Origin of the sequence: Streptomyces sp. NPDC058619 (genome assembly GCF_042717785.1) — a bacterium.
Classification (GTDB): domain Bacteria; phylum Actinomycetota; class Actinomycetes; order Streptomycetales; family Streptomycetaceae; genus Streptomyces.
In genome coordinates this window covers 148,051-164,310 of sequence record NZ_JBHXQN010000010.1, presented here as the reverse complement: position 1 = coordinate 164,310, position 16,260 = coordinate 148,051, and the positions used below count along the sequence as shown (strand labels likewise).

11 protein-coding genes are annotated in these 16,260 nt (G+C 75.5%); 6 read left to right on the top strand and 5 right to left on the bottom strand.

Annotated elements, in window-relative coordinates; translation table 11 throughout:
* Positions 1–46: 46 nt before the first annotated feature.
* The 3 genes from ACFWTC_RS13155 to ACFWTC_RS13145 all read right to left on the bottom strand — a co-directional run bounded on the left by ACFWTC_RS13155 (position 47) and on the right by ACFWTC_RS13145 (position 3,137).
* Positions 47–1,132, bottom strand: coding sequence for a lactonase family protein (locus ACFWTC_RS13155; protein ID WP_383915558.1), 1,086 nt, complete (start codon positions 1,130–1,132; stop codon positions 47–49).
* Between the two features lie 57 nt (positions 1,133–1,189).
* Positions 1,190–2,326: a nitric oxide synthase oxygenase gene (locus ACFWTC_RS13150; protein ID WP_384026982.1), complete on the bottom strand. Its 1,137-nt coding sequence runs from the start codon at positions 2,324–2,326 to the stop codon at positions 1,190–1,192.
* A 208-nt stretch (positions 2,327–2,534) separates the two neighbouring features.
* Positions 2,535–3,137 (bottom strand): GNAT family N-acetyltransferase, encoded by a 603-nt coding sequence (locus ACFWTC_RS13145; RefSeq protein WP_384026984.1) that lies wholly within the window; start codon positions 3,135–3,137, stop codon positions 2,535–2,537.
* 148 nt (positions 3,138–3,285) lie between these two features.
* Here ACFWTC_RS13145 and ACFWTC_RS13140 point away from each other — a divergent pair, with 148 nt between their 5' ends.
* A complete protein-coding gene (locus ACFWTC_RS13140) occupies positions 3,286–5,628 on the top strand; it encodes a HelD family protein (RefSeq protein ID WP_384026986.1) in 2,343 nt (780 codons plus the stop codon).
* 202 nt (positions 5,629–5,830) lie between these two features.
* Here the strand turns inward: ACFWTC_RS13140 and ACFWTC_RS13135 are convergent, their stop codons facing one another.
* Complete coding sequence (locus ACFWTC_RS13135) at positions 5,831–7,318, bottom strand: FUSC family protein (protein ID WP_384026988.1); 1,488 nt, start codon at positions 7,316–7,318, stop codon at positions 5,831–5,833.
* 521 nt (positions 7,319–7,839) lie between these two features.
* On the opposite strand from ACFWTC_RS13135, the gene lanKC reads away from it, so the two are divergent.
* The 4 genes from lanKC (at position 7,840) to ACFWTC_RS13115 (ending at position 14,614) form a co-directional block, all read left to right on the top strand.
* Complete coding sequence (gene lanKC, locus ACFWTC_RS13130) at positions 7,840–10,452, top strand: class III lanthionine synthetase LanKC (RefSeq protein ID WP_384026990.1); 2,613 nt, start codon at positions 7,840–7,842, stop codon at positions 10,450–10,452.
* 37 nt (positions 10,453–10,489) lie between these two features.
* Positions 10,490–10,621 carry a SapB/AmfS family lanthipeptide gene (locus ACFWTC_RS13125; RefSeq protein WP_383915567.1) on the top strand — a complete coding sequence of 44 codons (132 nt, stop codon included), beginning with the start codon at positions 10,490–10,492 and terminating at the stop codon, positions 10,619–10,621.
* A 160-nt stretch (positions 10,622–10,781) separates the two neighbouring features.
* Positions 10,782–12,767, top strand: a complete 1,986-nt coding sequence (locus ACFWTC_RS13120; protein WP_384026992.1) for an ATP-binding cassette domain-containing protein — start codon at positions 10,782–10,784, stop codon at positions 12,765–12,767.
* The gene (locus ACFWTC_RS13115; protein WP_384026994.1) at positions 12,764–14,614 is read left to right on the top strand and encodes an ATP-binding cassette domain-containing protein; all 1,851 of its coding nucleotides are present in this window, start codon (positions 12,764–12,766) and stop codon (positions 14,612–14,614) included. The genes ACFWTC_RS13120 and ACFWTC_RS13115 overlap by 4 nt, the downstream gene beginning before the upstream one ends.
* 109 nt (positions 14,615–14,723) lie before the next feature.
* Here the strand turns inward: ACFWTC_RS13115 and ACFWTC_RS13110 are convergent, their stop codons facing one another.
* On the bottom strand, positions 14,724–15,332 hold the full coding sequence (locus tag ACFWTC_RS13110; RefSeq protein ID WP_384026996.1) for a response regulator transcription factor: 609 nt from the start codon (positions 15,330–15,332) through the stop codon (positions 14,724–14,726).
* A 362-nt stretch (positions 15,333–15,694) separates the two neighbouring features.
* Here ACFWTC_RS13110 and ACFWTC_RS13105 point away from each other — a divergent pair, with 362 nt between their 5' ends.
* Positions 15,695–16,231, top strand: coding sequence for a MarR family winged helix-turn-helix transcriptional regulator (locus ACFWTC_RS13105; protein ID WP_383915575.1), 537 nt, complete (start codon positions 15,695–15,697; stop codon positions 16,229–16,231).
* Positions 16,232–16,260 lie beyond the last annotated feature (29 nt).

Below are 16,260 nucleotides of genomic sequence, written 5' to 3'. Positions count from 1 at the left end.
AAGGGCCCGTACCCGCGCGGCGCGGGTACGGGCCCTTCGGCGCGCCTCAGGCGAAGACCACGCAGGCGGCCGCGGGAACGGCCACCGAACCCGCCCGGACCGGCCGGCCGGTCAGCGGCTCCACGTCGAACCAGGTGACGTCCCCCGAGCGCTCGTTGGCCGCGTACAGCCTGCGCCCCGAGCGGTCCGCGACGAGGTCGCGCGGCCAGCTGCCGCCGCAGTCGACGGTACTCGTGAGCTGCGGTTTCTCGGCGCCTCCGGCGAGCGAGAAGGTGGCGATCGCGTCGGTGCCCCGGACGGCGGTCCAGAGGAAGCGCCCGTCGGGCGGGACGGCGACCGCCGAGGGGTAGGGCCGTACGGCTCCCGCAGCGGCCCCGGAGGCAACCGGGACCTCCGCCACCGGGTCCAGCCGCCCGGACGCCGGGGCCCAGCGGCAGACGGTCAGCTGCGGCTCCAGCTCGTGCAGGACGTAGACCACCGCGCCACCCGGGTGGAACGCGAGGTGGCGCGGTCCGGTGCCGGCCCGGAGCGCGGTCTCGGCGTGCACCCGCAGCGCGCCGGTGGCCGGGTCGAGCGCGCAGACCCGTACCGAATCGGTGCCCAGGTCCACGCTGAGCACCCAGCGGCCCGTCGGGTCGGGCAGCACCTGGTGGGCGTGAGGGCGTTCCTGGCGGCCGGCGTCGGGCCCGGAGCCCCGGTGAGCGAGGACCGAGGCGGGCCCGCCCGGAGCCCCGTCGGCGGCGAGCGGCAGGCTGCTGACGCTCCCGGAGGTGTAGTTCGCGGTGAAGAGCCGCCGCCCGGCCGTGCTGAGGTGCGTGGGACCGGAGCCGCCGACGGGGACGGCCGGGCCGAGCGGTTCGAGTCCCCCGGTGGTGGACCGGAAGGCGGCCACCGCGCCCCGTTCCGCCTCGCTCACCGCGTAGAGCACGCCGGTGTCCCGCGCGTAGGCGAGGTAGGAGGGGTCTTCGACCGACCCGACGGCCGAGAGCACGGTGAGCGCCCCGGTCTGCGGGTCCACGGCCGCGGTGGTGACCCCGCACCCGCCCCCCGAGGTGAACGAGCCGATGTGGACCCGGTGTCCGCCGCCCGGGTCGGTACCGTCCACGCCGTCCACGATGTCACCGCTGTCCACGGGGTTCGCCCTCTCCGCCGCTCTCGGATCCGTTCGGAGCCGACGGTAACAGAAGGTCTAGACCAAGTCCCGCCCGTGGGCCCGCTCCTGAGCACCGGGGTGGTGGACGTACGCCGTGCTGCTCGGCCGGTCGTCGTACGTGCGGTGGAAGACCGGGGTGGCCGAACCGGAGATCGGCGGCACGATCCAGGACCAGTCCGCGCCGACGTCACGGCCCTTGCGCTCCTCGCGCTCCACGTGGGTCAGGAACCGGCGGGACTCGGTGTGGTGGTCGGCGATGGTCACTCCGGCCCGGTCGAAGGAGTCCAGCACCGCGCGGTTCAGCTCGACCAGCGCGCGGTCCTTCCAGAGCGAGCGGTCACTGGAGGTGTCCAGGCCCAGCCGGCGGGCGACGGCGGGCAGGAGGTTGTAGCGGTCGGTGTCGGCGAGGTTGCGGGCGCCGATCTCGGTACCCATGTACCAGCCGTTGAACGGGGCGGCCGGGTAGTGGACGCCGCCGATCTCCAGGCACATGTTGGAGATGGCGGGTACGGCGTGCCAGCGCAGCCCCCAGGCCTCCCAGCCCGCGTCCTCGGGGTGCCGGATCGGGACTTCGAGGACGGCGTCCGCGGGGGTGTCGAACCAGCGGGGCTTGTCGTTCACCCCCTGGACCACCAGCGGGAGCAGGTCGAAGGGGGTGCCGGAGCCGCTGGCCCAGCCGAGCCGGAGCAGGGCCCCGGTGAGCGGGGCGTTGCGGGCGTCCCCGACGGTCACGGAGGGGTGGTCGCCGTAGCCGGCGTAGCGGACCAGTTGCTCGCTCCAGATCAGCGGGCCGGGGCGGTCCGGGGCGTCCGGTGCGAAGACCGTCACGGTGGGCCGGATACGCCCGCCGTTGGTCGCCTCCCGCAGGTGCGCGAAGCACTCGTCGGCGATCTCGTCGGCGGCGACGAGGTCCCGGCGGTCGCGCACCCGCAGGGAGTTCCAGTAGAGCCTGCCTATGCAGCGGTTGCTGTTGCGCCAGGCCACGCGCGCCCCGTGGACCAGCTCCTCCGGGGTGTGCCGGTAGGTTCCCGTTTCCGCGAGCTCCTCCCGCACGGCGACGAGCCGGGCGCACGGACCGCCGGCCTCCGGGTTCTCCCGGTGGAAGAGCCGGATGAACTCCTCGGCCGCCTCCCACATCTGAGCGGCGGTGACACGCTGTGGAGGTATTTCCATTACGGGCGATCCCCCCTGTCCGACCGGATCCACCCTGACGTGCGGGATGAATGCAATGAACCCTCGCCCATTTTACATGTCGCAGGTCAGCGCCGTGCCGCAAGCGCGTACGGAACACTCCTCCGAGTGGTCCTCGGCCGACGGGCTGCGGGAGGGTGGAGTGGGGCGTATCATCCGCCTCGGTCGGGCAGTTGGTCGTGCGGGGTGCTCAGCGGCAGGGCCGGCTCATGTAGAGCGCCTGCTCGCCGGCGGCGGGCGTGCCGCCGTACAGGCTCGTGTCGAGGCCGCAGAGGGAGAACCCCATGCGCCGATAGGCGTGCACGGCCGGGGCGTTGACGGTGCTGACCTCCAACCACAGGTGCTCGGCGCCCCGTTCGCGGGCGAAGTCCGCCGCGCACTCCATGAGCCCGCGGCCGACGCCCCGCCCCCGGGCGTCCGGCGCGACCTCGATGTCCTCGACCGTCAGCCGCCGGTTCCAGGCGGAGTAGCCGACGGCGGCGAACCCGCAGACCCGGCCGCCGTCCAGGGCGACGTAGGTCCGCGCGTCCCCCGCGCTGTCCGTCCCGACGGCGCCGAGCGCCTGCTCGTCGTGCTCCTCGGGCGGGAACACCTTGCGCACCGGCGGGTCCACGGGCACCTCTCGCAGGGCGAAGCCGGTGTCGGTCACCGCCACCTCGAAGACGGTGGAGGTGGTGAAGGAGCCGTCCAGGGCCTCGATGGCGCCGGCGTCCCCGGGGCGGGCGGGCCGGTAGACGATCCCGTCGGCGGAGCCGGGTGTGGTGCCGGGTGCGGTGCCGGGTGCGGTGGTCATGGGAACCACGGTACGCAAAAAATCCCCCGGTCGAATTGGCTGGGCCAATTGACTGCCGAGGGATGGATGAGCGTATATTTATCAGTTCACGACTTCATTTGAATTGAAGACGTGGAGCAGCTTACGAGGACACTGTATCGCGGCAGGAGTGCAATTGCCAACCGAGGAATTCCGGAAAGAGCAGCAATTCGTCACCGGTCTCTATCGACGCCTCGACGATCTGCGTGACCAGGCCGAACGCGCGGTCGGTGGCGCATTGCGCGAGGTCGGCACCGGGTTCCAGGCCCGTCTGGAGCGGGACGTCGTGGTCGCCGAACAGTCGGGCCTGCTTTCCGCTCTGAATGCCGGGGAGAACGGCCTCTGTTTCGGCCGTCTGGAGTTCTCCGACGGCCGCGACCCCCACATCGGCCGGATCGGAATCCGGGCGGACGACGCGGACCGCACCCCGCTGGTCCTCGACTGGCGCGCCGAGGTGGCGCGCCCGTTCTACCTGGCGACCGGCCACACCCCCATGGGGCTGCGCCGCCGCCGCCACATCAGCACCCGGGGGCGGGAGGTCACCGCCCTGCACGACGAGATCCTCGACCTCGCCGACGCTGAGCGCACCGGCCACGAGGGCGCCGACGCGGACGCCGTGCTGCTCGCCGCGCTCGACGCCGCCCGGACGGGCCGCATGCACGACATCGTGCGCACCATCCAGGCCGAACAGGACCGGGTGATCCGCTCCACCCACCGCGGGGTGCTGGTCGTCGAGGGCGGTCCCGGCACCGGGAAGACCGCCGTCGCACTGCACCGCGCCGCCTACCTGCTGTACGCCCACCGCGAGCTGCTGGCCAGGCGCGGGGTGCTGATCGTCGGCCCCGGCCCCGCCTTCCTCGGGTACATCGGCGGGGTCCTCCCGGCGCTCGGTGAGACGGGCGTGCTGCTCGCGACGCCGGGCGAGCTGTTCCCCGGCGTCCGCGCCACCGGAACCGACCGTCCCGGCGCCGCCGCGGTCAAGGGCCGGGCCGCGATGGCGGAGGTGCTGGCCCGGGTGGTGGCCGACCGGCAGTGCCTGCCGGAGACCCTGCCGGCGGACAGCGGCGAGGAGTACGACACCGTCCCCGAGCCCGCTCTGGAGATCGACCACGACGACTACGGGGTCCTGCTGCTGGACCGCACGATCGCCCACGCGGCCCGGGACCACGCCCGCGCCACAGGACTGCCGCACAACCGGGCGCGGCCCGCGTTCGCCTTCCGGGTCGTCGACGCCCTCACGGCCCAGCTCGTGGACCGGCTGGGCGCCGACCCGTACGGCGGGCCGAACCTGCTCGGCCCGGACGACGTCGCCCAGATCGGCAAGGAGATCGCCATGAGCCCCGCCGTGCACGCCGCGGTCGACGCGCTGTGGCCCTCCCTCACCCCCGAGCGGCTGGTCCGCGACTTCCTGGCCGGTCCCACCCACCTGCCCGCGCACGAGGCGGCCCTGATCCGGCGCGAGGACACCGGCGCCGCCCCCGACTGGACGCCGGCCGACGTACCGCTGCTGGACGAGGCCGCCGAGCTGCTCGGGGAGGACGACGACGCCCTGCGGGCCGCCGAGGAGCGGGAGCGGCGGCAGCGCGTCGCGTACGCGCAGGGGGTGCTGGACCTCTCGCAGGGCTCGGACTCGTACGAGTTCGAGGACGAGGAGAACGAGTTCCTCTCGGCGCACGACATCATCGACGCCGAGCGGATGGCCGAGCGGTACGAGGAGGCCGACCACCGGAGCACCGCGGAGCGCGCCGCGGCGGACCGGACCTGGGCCTTCGGCCACGTCATCGTGGACGAGGCGCAGGAGCTGTCGGAGATGGCTTGGCGGCTGCTGATGCGCCGCTGTCCGACGCGGTCGATGACCCTGGTCGGCGACCCGGCGCAGACGGCGGAGGAGGCGGGCTGCGGGGCGTGGGAGCGCGCCCTCGCCCCGTACGTGGGCGACCGCTGGGAGCTGGTCCGGCTGGACGTGAACTACCGCACGCCCGCCGAGATCATGGAGGTGGCGGCGGCGGTGCTGCGGGAGCGCGACCCCGCGTTCGAGCCGCCGCGCTCGGTACGGTCGACCGGCGTGCGGCCGTGGGCACGCGCCGCCGGCGACGACCTGGCGGGAGCCGTCGCGGAGGCCGTGGAGCGGGAGCTGCGGGAGCGGGGCCGGCCGGAGCGGGGGCTGTCGGAGCGGGGGCGGCTCGCGGTCATCGCTCCGCGCGCGCTGCACGCCGGGCTGGCCGGCGTCCTGCCCGGTGTCCGGGCGGGCGCCGAGCCGGACCTGACGCGGGAGGTGGTCCTCCTCGACCCCCGGCAGGCGAAGGGGCTGGAGTTCGACACGGTGGTCGTGGTGGAGCCCGCCGCGCTGCCGCCGAGCGACCTGTACGTGGCGCTGACCCGCGCGACGCAGTCCCTCGGCGTGGTGCACACGGCGGGCCGGCTGCCGGCGGGGCTGGCCGGGGCGCCGACGGAGCTGCTGCGGCGCTGCTGAGGGCGGTGCCCTCCGGCCGGGGGGCTGACGTACGCGGCCGGGGGCGGTCGGTGCCGTACCGGCCGGACGCCGGTGGGGCCCGTCGGGAGGCCGGTGCGGCCCGGCGCCGGGGGCGTCGGTGCCGTACCGGGCGGGAACCGGTACGGGCCGACGGGGCCCGGCACGGCACGGCCCGGCGCGGCCCGGCGGGAACCGGCACGGTTCAGGCGCGGACCAGCGGGCTCCGGGGGTCGCTGCGCAGGGGCGCCGCCAGCTCGGCGAGGGCCCGCTCCAGGCCGTGCAGGTGGACGAGGGCGGCCGGTTCGGTGGCGGCCGGACGGACCGGAGCGGGCCGCTCCAGCTCCCGTTCGCCCGCGGTGAGCGCCTCCACCGCGGCCTCGACGCGCCAGCAGGCGGCCGCGAGCCGGGCGTCGTGGGACGCCGCCGGGTCGGCGGCGACCGCCGCCAGGCCGCGCACCTCACGCGCGCACGCGTCCAGCAGGGCGATGACCTGGCGCGCCCGCGCCTTGCGGGCCCGGAACGGGCTGAGCGGGTGCACCAGCGGGGCGAGGGCCATCCGCACCCGTGCGAGCAGCAGCTCCAGCTCGGCGGCGTGCGGGGTGGGGTCGGCCCCGGCGGTGCCGGCGAGGCGGGCGGCCGCTTCGCCGGTGGCCGCGTGCACGCAGCGCAGGGCGCGCTGGATCCAGGCGTGGTTGGTGGCGTGGGTGGTGACGGGGAGCACCAGGACCACGGCGAGGGCCGCTCCGACGGCGCCGATGGCGGTCTCCTGGAAGCGCAGGAGCAGCAGGCCGGGGTGCAGGACCCCGAGGAGCCCGTAGAGCAGTCCGGCCATGACCGTGACGAAGAACATCATCCAGGAGTACGAGGGGGCCGCCGTGTAGAAGATCCCGAAGACGCACACGGCGACCAGCGCGGCGGTGGGCGCGGGCGCCCCGTGCAGCGGTACGGCGATCACCAGCCCGGCGGCGATGCCGACGACGGTGCCGACGACGCGGCGGAAGCCGCGGACGAGGGTCTCGCCCCGGGAGGCGGTGTTCACGAAGATCCACCAGGCGGTGCCGACGGCCCAGTACCAGCGGTCCTCGGAGAGCGCCTGGCCGATGCCGAGGGCGAAGGAGCAGGCCAGGGTGGCCTGGAAGGCCTGCCGCGTGGTGGGCCGGGCGATGCCGGAACCCGGCAGCCCGGGCGGGGCGGCGGCGGGCGGGGTGCGGCGCTCGATGGGCCACAGCACGAAGCGCACGGCGGCGGACGCGAGCAGGGCCAGCCCGACGGCGGCGTACAGCTCGGGGAGCTGGCCGGGTACGGCGTGCAGGAACTGCGTCACGAAGAACATCATGAAGCCGAAGATCCCGAGGGCGTGCCCGCGCGGACCGAAGCGGCGGGCGTAGACCCCGGCGAACACCACGGCGAGGAACGCGCCGTCCCGCGCGAGCGGCGCCCCGTGCAGGGTGGTGGCCAGCGCCAGCACCGGGAACCCGGCGACCGGCAGCAGGGCGGTGGTGATCCGCTGGGCGCGCACGGTGGGGTCGAGCACGGTGAAGAGGGCGAGCATGGCCGCCAGTCCCCCGGTGATGGAGGCGGTCAGGGAGAGCCCGGCGACCTCGGCCGTCACGACGGCGAGAGCGACGCCGACGACGGCGCGGGACGAGTTCCTCAGTCTCACGCGCCCCGGATCCGGAGCCACGAACATCCTCTTCACGGCGGTGTGCCGCCCCCCTTGCGATGGCGCACGCCGGGCGCGGTCCGCCCGGGGGTGGTGGGCGGCGTACGGGCACGGCGAAGGCGCCGCGCTCCGAACCGGCTTCGTTGCCGTCCGGCGCTGCGCGGCGCCGTAAGTACATGGATACGCCACAGATAACCACCCGGAGGGGCAATGGCTCAACCGGACTCCGCCGGACTGGACCAATGGCACAGCCCGGAGCCGCGATCATCGGCCACTTACGGACCAACGGACCGACCGCCGACCTGCCGCCCCCTTCCCCACCGGTCGGGCGTCGGGTCGGCGCCGCCGGCGCGAACGAGATCCGGCGCACCGTCCGGGAGGGGCTGGGTGCCCGCTGCTGATCGGAAAGCTTCTCCTCTGATCATTTTCTGATCGTTCCCCCGTCAAGTGACGCATGCGTACTGCACACCCCGTCGGTGACAGCCGTGACTGTCGCGGTGACTCCCGCGAGTGGCACGGTTAGTCCGCAGCCGACCGAGGGAGCAGGAGTGAACAAGGGGTACGCCGCCTTCTGCGACGCCGACCGGTGGTTCTACGACGCGCCGTACCGGCGGGCCGAGGAGAACTACCGTGCCGCGCTCGCCGCCGTACCGCAGGGGTGGCAGTCGCACCGCAGCGGGGACTGGTACGCCTTGCGGCCCCTCGGATGCGAACTGCCCTCCCAGGGCTGGAAGATCCACGTCTCCGCCTGCCTCGACAACGCCGAGTCCGTGTTGGAGCGGGTCTACGACTACTGCACGGCGCGGCACATCGCCTTCAAGTTCGTGCCGAGCCGCTACCTGCTGCACCTGCGCAACGCCAAGTACGCCGACCGCGCGGCCAGCGGCAAGTTCCTGACCGTGTACCCGGCTGACAAGGAGCAGTGCCGGCGGATAGCCGAGGACCTCGACGCCCTGCTGGCCGGCGAACCCGGCCCGTACATCCTGAGCGACCTGCGCTGGGGCGCGGGCCCCGTGCACCTGCGCTACGGCAGCTTCACCCTGCGGCACTGCTACGACGAACACGGCGAGCTGGTCCCCGCGATCGAGGACCCGGACGGCGTGCTGGTGCCGGACCCGCGCGGGCCGGTGTTCCAGCCGCCGGCGTGGCTCGACCTGCCCGGCTTCCTGAAGCCGCACCTGGACGCGCGCTCCGCCGTCACCCTGGCCGGAGTGCCGTACACGGTGGAGCGGGCCCTGCACTTCTCCAACGGCGGCGGGGTGTACGCCGGACGCGACACCCGCACCGGCGAGCCGGTGGTGCTCAAGGAGGCCCGGCCGTACGCGGGTCTCGCCGCCGACGGCGCCGACGCCGTGACCCGGCTGCACCGGGAGCGGACGGCCCTCGAACGGCTGGCCGGGCTGGACCGCGTACCGGCGGTCCGCGGCACCTTCACGGTCGGCGACCACCACTTCCTGGTCATGGAGTACCTGGAGGGCAAGCCGCTCAACACCTACTTCGCCCACCGGCACCCGCTCATCGAGGCGGACCCGGATCCCGCGGAGCTCGCCTCCTACACGGACTGGGCGCTGAAGATCCACCGCCTGGTGACGGAGGCCGTGGACGCCGTCCACGCCCGCGGGGTGGTCTTCAACGACCTGCACCTCTTCAACGTCATGGTCACGGAGGACGAGGCGGGCGAACCGTCCGTCGCGCTCCTGGACTTCGAAGCCGCCGCGCACATCGACGAGGGGCTGCGGCAGACGGTCGCCAATCCGGCGTTCGTCGCGCCGCCCGGGCGGCGCGGCTTCGCCGTGGACCGCTACGCCCTCGCCTGCCTGCGGCTCGCGCTGTTCCTGCCGCTGACGAGCCTGCTCGTACTGGACCGGGCGAAGGCCGTGCATCTGGCCGACATCGCCGCCGAGCAGTTCCCCGTACCGCGCCGGTTCCTCGACGAGGCAGTCGAGGAGATCCTCGCCGGTCCGGACGGGGCCACCGCCGCGGCCGTGGCCGGCGGCGGGCGGATACCCGCCCCGGACGGGCCCTACCTCCCCGTGGAGCCCGGCGACTGGGCGGCCGCCCGGGAATCGATGACGGCGGCGATCCGCGCCTCGGCCACCCCCGACCGCGAGGACCGGCTCTTCCCCGGCGACATCGCCCAGTTCGCGGCGGAGGGCGGGGGCATCGGCTTCGGGTACGGCGCGGCCGGGGTGCTGTATGCCCTGGCGGAGACCGGGTCCGCACCCTGGCCCGAGGCCGAGGAATGGCTGCTGGCCCGGACCAAGGAACCCGGCTCGGGGACCCCGCTCGGCTTCTACGACGGGCTCGCCGGAACCGCGTGGACCCTGGAGCGGCTCGGCCACCGGGACAGGGCGCTCGCCCTCGCCGAACAGCTGCTGCGCCAGCCCTGGCAGGACGTCGGCCCGGACCTGCACAGCGGGCTCGCCGGCATCGGACTGGCCCTGGACTCGCTCGGCACCTCGACCGGGGAGGGCGCCCTGCACGACGCGGCGGTGCGCTGCGCCGAGCTGACCGCCCGCTCCGCCCCCGACCTGGCCCGCGCGGGCCTGCTGCACGGCGGGTCCGGCCCGGCGCTGCTCTTCCTGAGGCTGTACGAGCGCACCGGCGACCGGGAGTACCTGTCGCACGCCGGCCGCGCCCTGCACCGCGACCTCGACCGCTGCGTGACCAGCGTGTTCGGCACGCTCCAGGTGGACGAGGGCCGGCGCACGATGCCCTACCTGGGCGCGGGCAGCGTGGGCATCGGCATGGTGCTGGACGACTGGCTGGGGCACGGCGCGGACCCTCGGTTCGAGCAGGCCCGGCTGGAGATCGTACGGGCCGCCCAGGCGACCTTCTACGCGCAGCCCGGGCTCTTCCGCGGCGCCGCCGGAATGGTCCTCCACCTGGCCCGGACCACCACGCCGGGGCCCGGCACCCGGGATGCCGACATAGCCCGCCAGATCGACGCACTGGCCCGGCACGCGGTGCCGTACCAGGGCCGTCTGGCCTTTCCCGGCGAGCAGTTGATGCGCCTGTCCATGGACCTGTCCACGGGCACCGCGGGCGCCCTGCTCGCCCTCGGCGGCGCCGCGCCCGGCGGGCGCGCGCAGCTGCCGTTCCTCCCGCCGCCGCGGCGCGCCGCGGCGGCCCCAGAGCCGGTCCCGAACCCGGGGCCGTGACCCATCGGAACACTCCTTCGAAGAAGAGGAAAACGACATGACCCTTCTCGACCTGCAGTCGATGGAAACCCCCAAGGAAGAGACCACCGAGGCCGCGCACGGCGGTGGCAGCCGGGCCAGCCTGCTCCTCTGCGGAGACAGCAGCCTGAGCGTCACGACCTGTAACTGACCCAGGTCCTACCCGGGCCCGGGCGGTTCGCCGCCCGGGCCCGCACCACGTCCCATCCCGCACCACGTCACGCATTACGTCACGCATTACGTCACGCACCGGTGTCGGGCACCCGCTGCCTGCGCCCGATGTCCGCACCACACGTCTGGAGCATCCGCCGATGACCCCGCCCGATCCCACCGGCGAGGCGGCGCTCGCGCAGAGCGGTGACCGGGCCCTGGTGGCCGCCGCACGGCACACCGCCGGGCGGACCGCGGCCGTCGGCGCGTGCTCGGTCGCCGCCGCCTTGGCGGCCCTCGCCGAACCGGCCGTCCTCGGCCACGCCCTCGACCTGCTGCTGCGGCAGGACCCCGCCGGCCCCGTGTGGACCGCGTGGTGCGCCGCGATCGTCCTCGCCGAAGTCCTGCTGGACGCCCTGACGACCCGGCTGACCGGGCAGGTCGACGGCCGCTCCACGGCCTGGCTGCGCCGCCTCGGGCTGGCCCGGCTGCTGGGCACCGCCCCGCACCACGCGCAGCGGTACGCGCCCGGGGAGCTCGCGGCGCGGCTGACCGCCCACGCCACCGAGGCGGGTACCGCGCCGGCCGCCGCGGCAGGCGCCGTCGCCTCGCTGCTGCCCCCGCTCGGCGGGCTCGTGGCCCTCTTCCTCATCGACGTCTGGACGGCGCTCGCCTTCGTCGTCGGCATCCCGCTGCTGGCCGTGCTGCTGCGCGCCTTCGCCCGGGACTCGGCCGCCAGCGTCTCCCGCTACCAGCGGGTGCAGCTCGTGATGGCGGGCCGGCTCGTCGAGGCGCTGGCCGGGGCACGGACCATCGCCGCCGCCGGCACCGTGGGTCGGGAACGCGCCCGGATCCTGGCCGGACTGCCCGAACTCGGCGTCGAGGGACGGCAGATGTGGCGGGTCTACGGCGGCACGACCGCCCGTACCTCGGCCCTCATGCCGCTGCTGCTGTACGCGGTCCTCGCCGTGGGCGGCATCCGCCTCGCGGCCGGCGCGCTGGGGGTCGGCGCGCTGCTCGCCGCCGTACGGTACGCGGGCCTGGCGGCCGGGGTCGGCGCCGTCACCGGCCGGCTGGCCGCCGTGGTGCGCGGCCGGGCCGCGGCGCGGCGCACCGCAGCCCTCTTCCTCCTCCCCGAACTCCCCTACGGCACAGCCGTGTTGCCCGAGGGCGGGCCGGGAGCGCTGGAGCTACGCGGCGTCCGCGTGGAACGTGCCGGGAAGGCGGTCCTGGACGGCGTCGACCTGCTGGTGCCCGGCGGCGCCACCGTCGCCGTCGTGGGCCGGTCCGGATCGGGCAAGACGCTGCTCGCCGCAGTGGCCGGGCGCCTCACCGACCCCGACGCCGGCGAGGTGCTCCTCGACGGGGTCCCGCTGGCACGGCTGTCGGAGCGGGCGCTGCGGGCCGAGGTGGGCCATGCCTTCGACCGGCCGGCGCTGCTGGGCGGGACCGTGGCCGGCGCGGTCGCCTTCGGCGCGGAGCCGCCGCCGAGCCCCGAGGAGGTCGGGGCCGCGGTCCGGGCGGCCGGAGCCGAGCCGTTCGTACGGCGGTTGCCCGGCGGCTGCGACACCCCGCTGGCCGACGCCCCGCTGTCGGGCGGCGAGTTCCAACGCCTGGGCCTGGCCCGGGCGTTCCTGAACCCGGGGCGACTGCTCGTGCTCGACGACGCCACGTCCGGCCTCGACACCGTCACCGCGCGCGAGGTCGAGCGCGCGCTGGCGCACGCGGTACGGCCGGGCACCCGGATCGTGGTGGCGCACCGGATCTCCTCGGCGGCCCGGGCCGATCTGGTGGTCTGGCTGGAGGACGGCCGGGTCAGGGGGACGGGCGGTCACGCCGTGCTGTGGCGGGACCCGGCCTACCGGGCGGTGTTCGCGGCCCCGGCGGACGGGGGGACGGCGACGGACCGGGAGGCGGGAGCCGAACCGGGGGCGGAGGGCGGACCGGTGGCCGCAGCCGGACCACGGGGCGGGGCCGGCCCGGCGACAGGAGCCGAACCGGAGACAGTGGCCGGGCCTGCGGCAGGAGCCGGGCCTGCGGCAGGAGCCGAACCGGCGACGCGGCCCGGAGCCGGGCCGTCCGTACGGAAGCCTGGAGCCGCGCCGGGGGCCGGGCCGCGGACCGCCGTCGGGGAGCCCGCCGTATGAGCGGCGGCGAGGGCGCCTGGGGACGGGTGGCGCCGGAGGCCCGCCGGTTCCTGCGCCGCCGCACCCGTACGCTCGGCACGCTGGCGCTCTGGTCGCTGCTGGAGTCCGCGCACACCTTCCTCGGCGGATACGGCGTGGCCCGCGCGCTCGACGACGGCTTCCTCGCGGGGCACACCGGAACCGGACTCGCCTGGCTCGGCGTCGCCGGGGTGGGCGCGCTGCTCGGCGGGATCGCGCTGCGCGGGGTGTTCGGCGGGCTCGCCGACCTCGTGGAACCGCTGCGGGACGGCCTGGTGCGCCGGGCCGTGCGCCACGCCCTGGACCGGGCGGTGGACGATCCGTCCCGCGCCGCCGACGCGAGCGCCGTGTCCCGGCTGACGCAGCAGACCGAGATGGCGCGGGACTCGTTCGCCGGGCTGGTGCTGACGGCCCGCTCCTTCCTGTTCACCACCGCGGGCGCGCTGGCCGGCATGGCAGCGCTCGCGCCCGTCCTGCTGGTGGTCGTGATCCCCCCGCTGCTGCTGGGGCTGGCGGCGTTCCTGGCCACGCTGCGCCCCATGGCGGCCGTGCAGCGCGAGGCCCTCGACACCGACGAGTCCCTCGCCGCGCGGGTGGGCGAATTGGCCGCGGGGCTGCGCGACGTGGTGGCATGCGGAGCCGGCGGCGCGGCGGCGGCCGGTGTGGAGCCGCTGATCGGCGCCCAGGCGCGGCTCACCGCGCGGCTCGCGCGCTGGGGCGCCGTTCGGACGCTGGCCCTCGGCTGCGCCGGGCGGGCGCCCGTCATCGCCCTGCTGGCCGCCACGCCCTGGCTGCTCGGCCGGGGCGTCACCGCCGGGACCCTGGCCGGCGCCCTGACGTACCTCGTGCAGTCGCTGCTGCCCGCGCTCAACACCCTGATGGCCGCGCTGGGTTCCGCCGGGACCCGGCTGGTGGTGGTGCTGGACCGGTTCTGCACGCCGCCGGCCCCGACCCCGCCGGTGCCCCCGGCGCCCGGGCCGGCGGCGCACCGGCGGGCGGCCTCCCGGCCCGCATCGGCGAAGGCCTTCCCGGACCCGGATCCGGACCCAGATCCGGCGCCGGTGCCCGCCCCGGCCCGGCCGGGCGCTCCCGCCGCCGCCGAACTGCGCGGCGTGGGCTTCGCGTACGGGCCGCACGCGCACCCCGTACTGGACGCGCTGGACCTGACGCTGCGGCCCGGCGAGCACCTGGCGGTGGTCGGCCCGAGCGGGATCGGCAAGTCCACGCTGACCGCCCTGCTCGCCGGGATGCTCGCGCCCGACCGGGGCACGGTGCTGGTGGCCGGCGCCCCCGCCCGGCCGCGGCCGGGCGGCGCCCCGGATCCGCGCCGGACGCTGCTGCCGCAGCAGGCGTACGTGTTCACCGGCACGGTCCGCGAGAACCTGACCCACCTGTGCCCCGAGCCGGAAGCCGTGCCGGAGGCCCGGCTGGGGCGGGCCGCGGCCGCGCTGGGGTCGGGGGAGCTGCTGGAGCGGCTCGGCGGCCTCGACGCGGTCGTCGACCCCGGCGCGCTCTCCCAGGGCGAGCGCCAGCTGCTGGCCCTGACCGCCGCCCACCTCTCCCCCGCCCCGCTGCTCCTGCTCGACGAGGCCACCTGCCACCTCGATCCGCGGGCCGAGGAGCGCGCCGAGCGGGCGCTGGCGTCGCGCCCCGGCACCCTGGTCGTGGTGGCTCACCGGATCTCGTCGGCGGTACGGGCCGACCGGGTCCTCGTACTCGACGGGACCCGGGCGGTGTGCGGCACGCACGCGGAACTCCCGGCCAGGTCGCCCCTGTACCGGGATCTCGTCGGGATGTGGGGCGCGGACGGCGGGGCCGCGCCGGGCTGAGGACGGCCGGATCGCACCGGGTCGCACCGGCCCGCCGCGCGCGGCGTGCGCCGGGGCGGGCGGCCGGGTCTCGTGGGGCCGGACCGCCCGCGTGCGCCGGGCGCGGGGGCTACACCCAGCCCTTCCTGCGGGATATGCGTATCGCGTCGATGCGGTTGCGGGCGCCGGTCTTGCGGGTCACGGCGGCCATGTAGTTGCGCACCGTTCCGCTGGCCAGGTGCAGGGAGCGGGCGATCTCGGCGACGGAGTCGCCCTCGGCGGTGCGGGCCAGCACGCTCAGCTCGCGCGGGCTGAGCGGCACGGGGTCGGCCTCCATGAACGCGGAGGCCAGGGACGCGTCGATGAACCGCTCGCCGGCGGCGAGCTTGCGCACGGCGCGGACGAGCCGGCCGGGGGAGCCGTCCTTGTCCACGTATCCGCGGGCCTCGGCCTGGAAGGCCCGGCCGAGCGTGCCCGGCGTACCGGCGGTCGCCAGCACGAGGAGCGGGGTGGGCGGGGCCAGCACGCGGCGACGGGAGCGGCCGTCCCCCGCCAGGACGGCCGTCGCCCCCGGACAGTCCACGTCGACGACCGCCACGTCCGGGCATAACGTTTCCGCACGCCGCGCAGCCGTATGCCATCCCGCCGACGTGACGTCGAAGTCCCCCTCGGATCTCAGCAGGGCGGCGAGGGCGGACCCGACGAGGCTGACACTGTGCAGAACGAGCACTTTCGTCATCACTGACTCTCCTTGGGGACTGACGGCCGAGCGGCACCAAGCGGCTGCCCCGGTACCACCCGGGCGGAACGTGGTCGCAGGGGGCGTGCGGGGGCGCATGGCCGGAATGGGGCGCCCCTCGACTACAGCCGCACGCCGCCGTGCCCACCTGGTGCTCCGCGATCACCCCGGCGCGGGGTCCCTTCACCCCCGTCGGCTCCCCCACCCGCACGAGGGACCGCCAACGCCCCTCGACACGCTCAATTTCGGCCATGTCGGCGCCCTCCCGCCGCGCCGGACGGAGCTGCGGCACACCCCTCGTCCACGTCACCACGCGCTGTTATCGTGCAGCGCCCGGAAGACCTACGGAGGGGGGACCAACGGTGACGCGCACGGGGGAAACGGGGGAGGCGGAGGCGTTCAGCCGCGCCGCGGTGGCGGTCTTCCGGCTGAACGGACGCTTCACCGCGGCGCTCGACCGGCTCGCCCTTCCCAGCGGGCTCAGCGCGGCACGCTGGCAGATACTCAGCTCGGTCGCGGGCGAGCACCTGTCGGTCTCGGACGTCTCCCGGCGGGTGGGGACCTCCCGCCAGAGCGTCCAGCGCATCGCGGACCTGCTGGTGGCGCAGGGTCTCGCGGCCTACTCGGACAATCCCGCCCACCGGCGCGCCAAACTGCTCGCCCCCACCGAGCAGGGCCTGGCCGCGATGCGGGAGGTCGATTCCTGTCTCGCCGAACTGACCCGGCAGCTGTGCGAGCGGCTCGGCGGAGAGGACGAGACCCGCCGTTTCTCCGAGGTGCTGCGCGGGCTGTCGGACACACTGGCCTCCCTCCCCGCCGCGGAGGCACCCCCTCCGCGGGCGAAACCCCGGCGCCGGAAGAGTCGGCCGGAAAATGCCCTTATTTTTCCAAACTGTTGACTGCACCGGGGATTCCTCTTTGCGGTAGC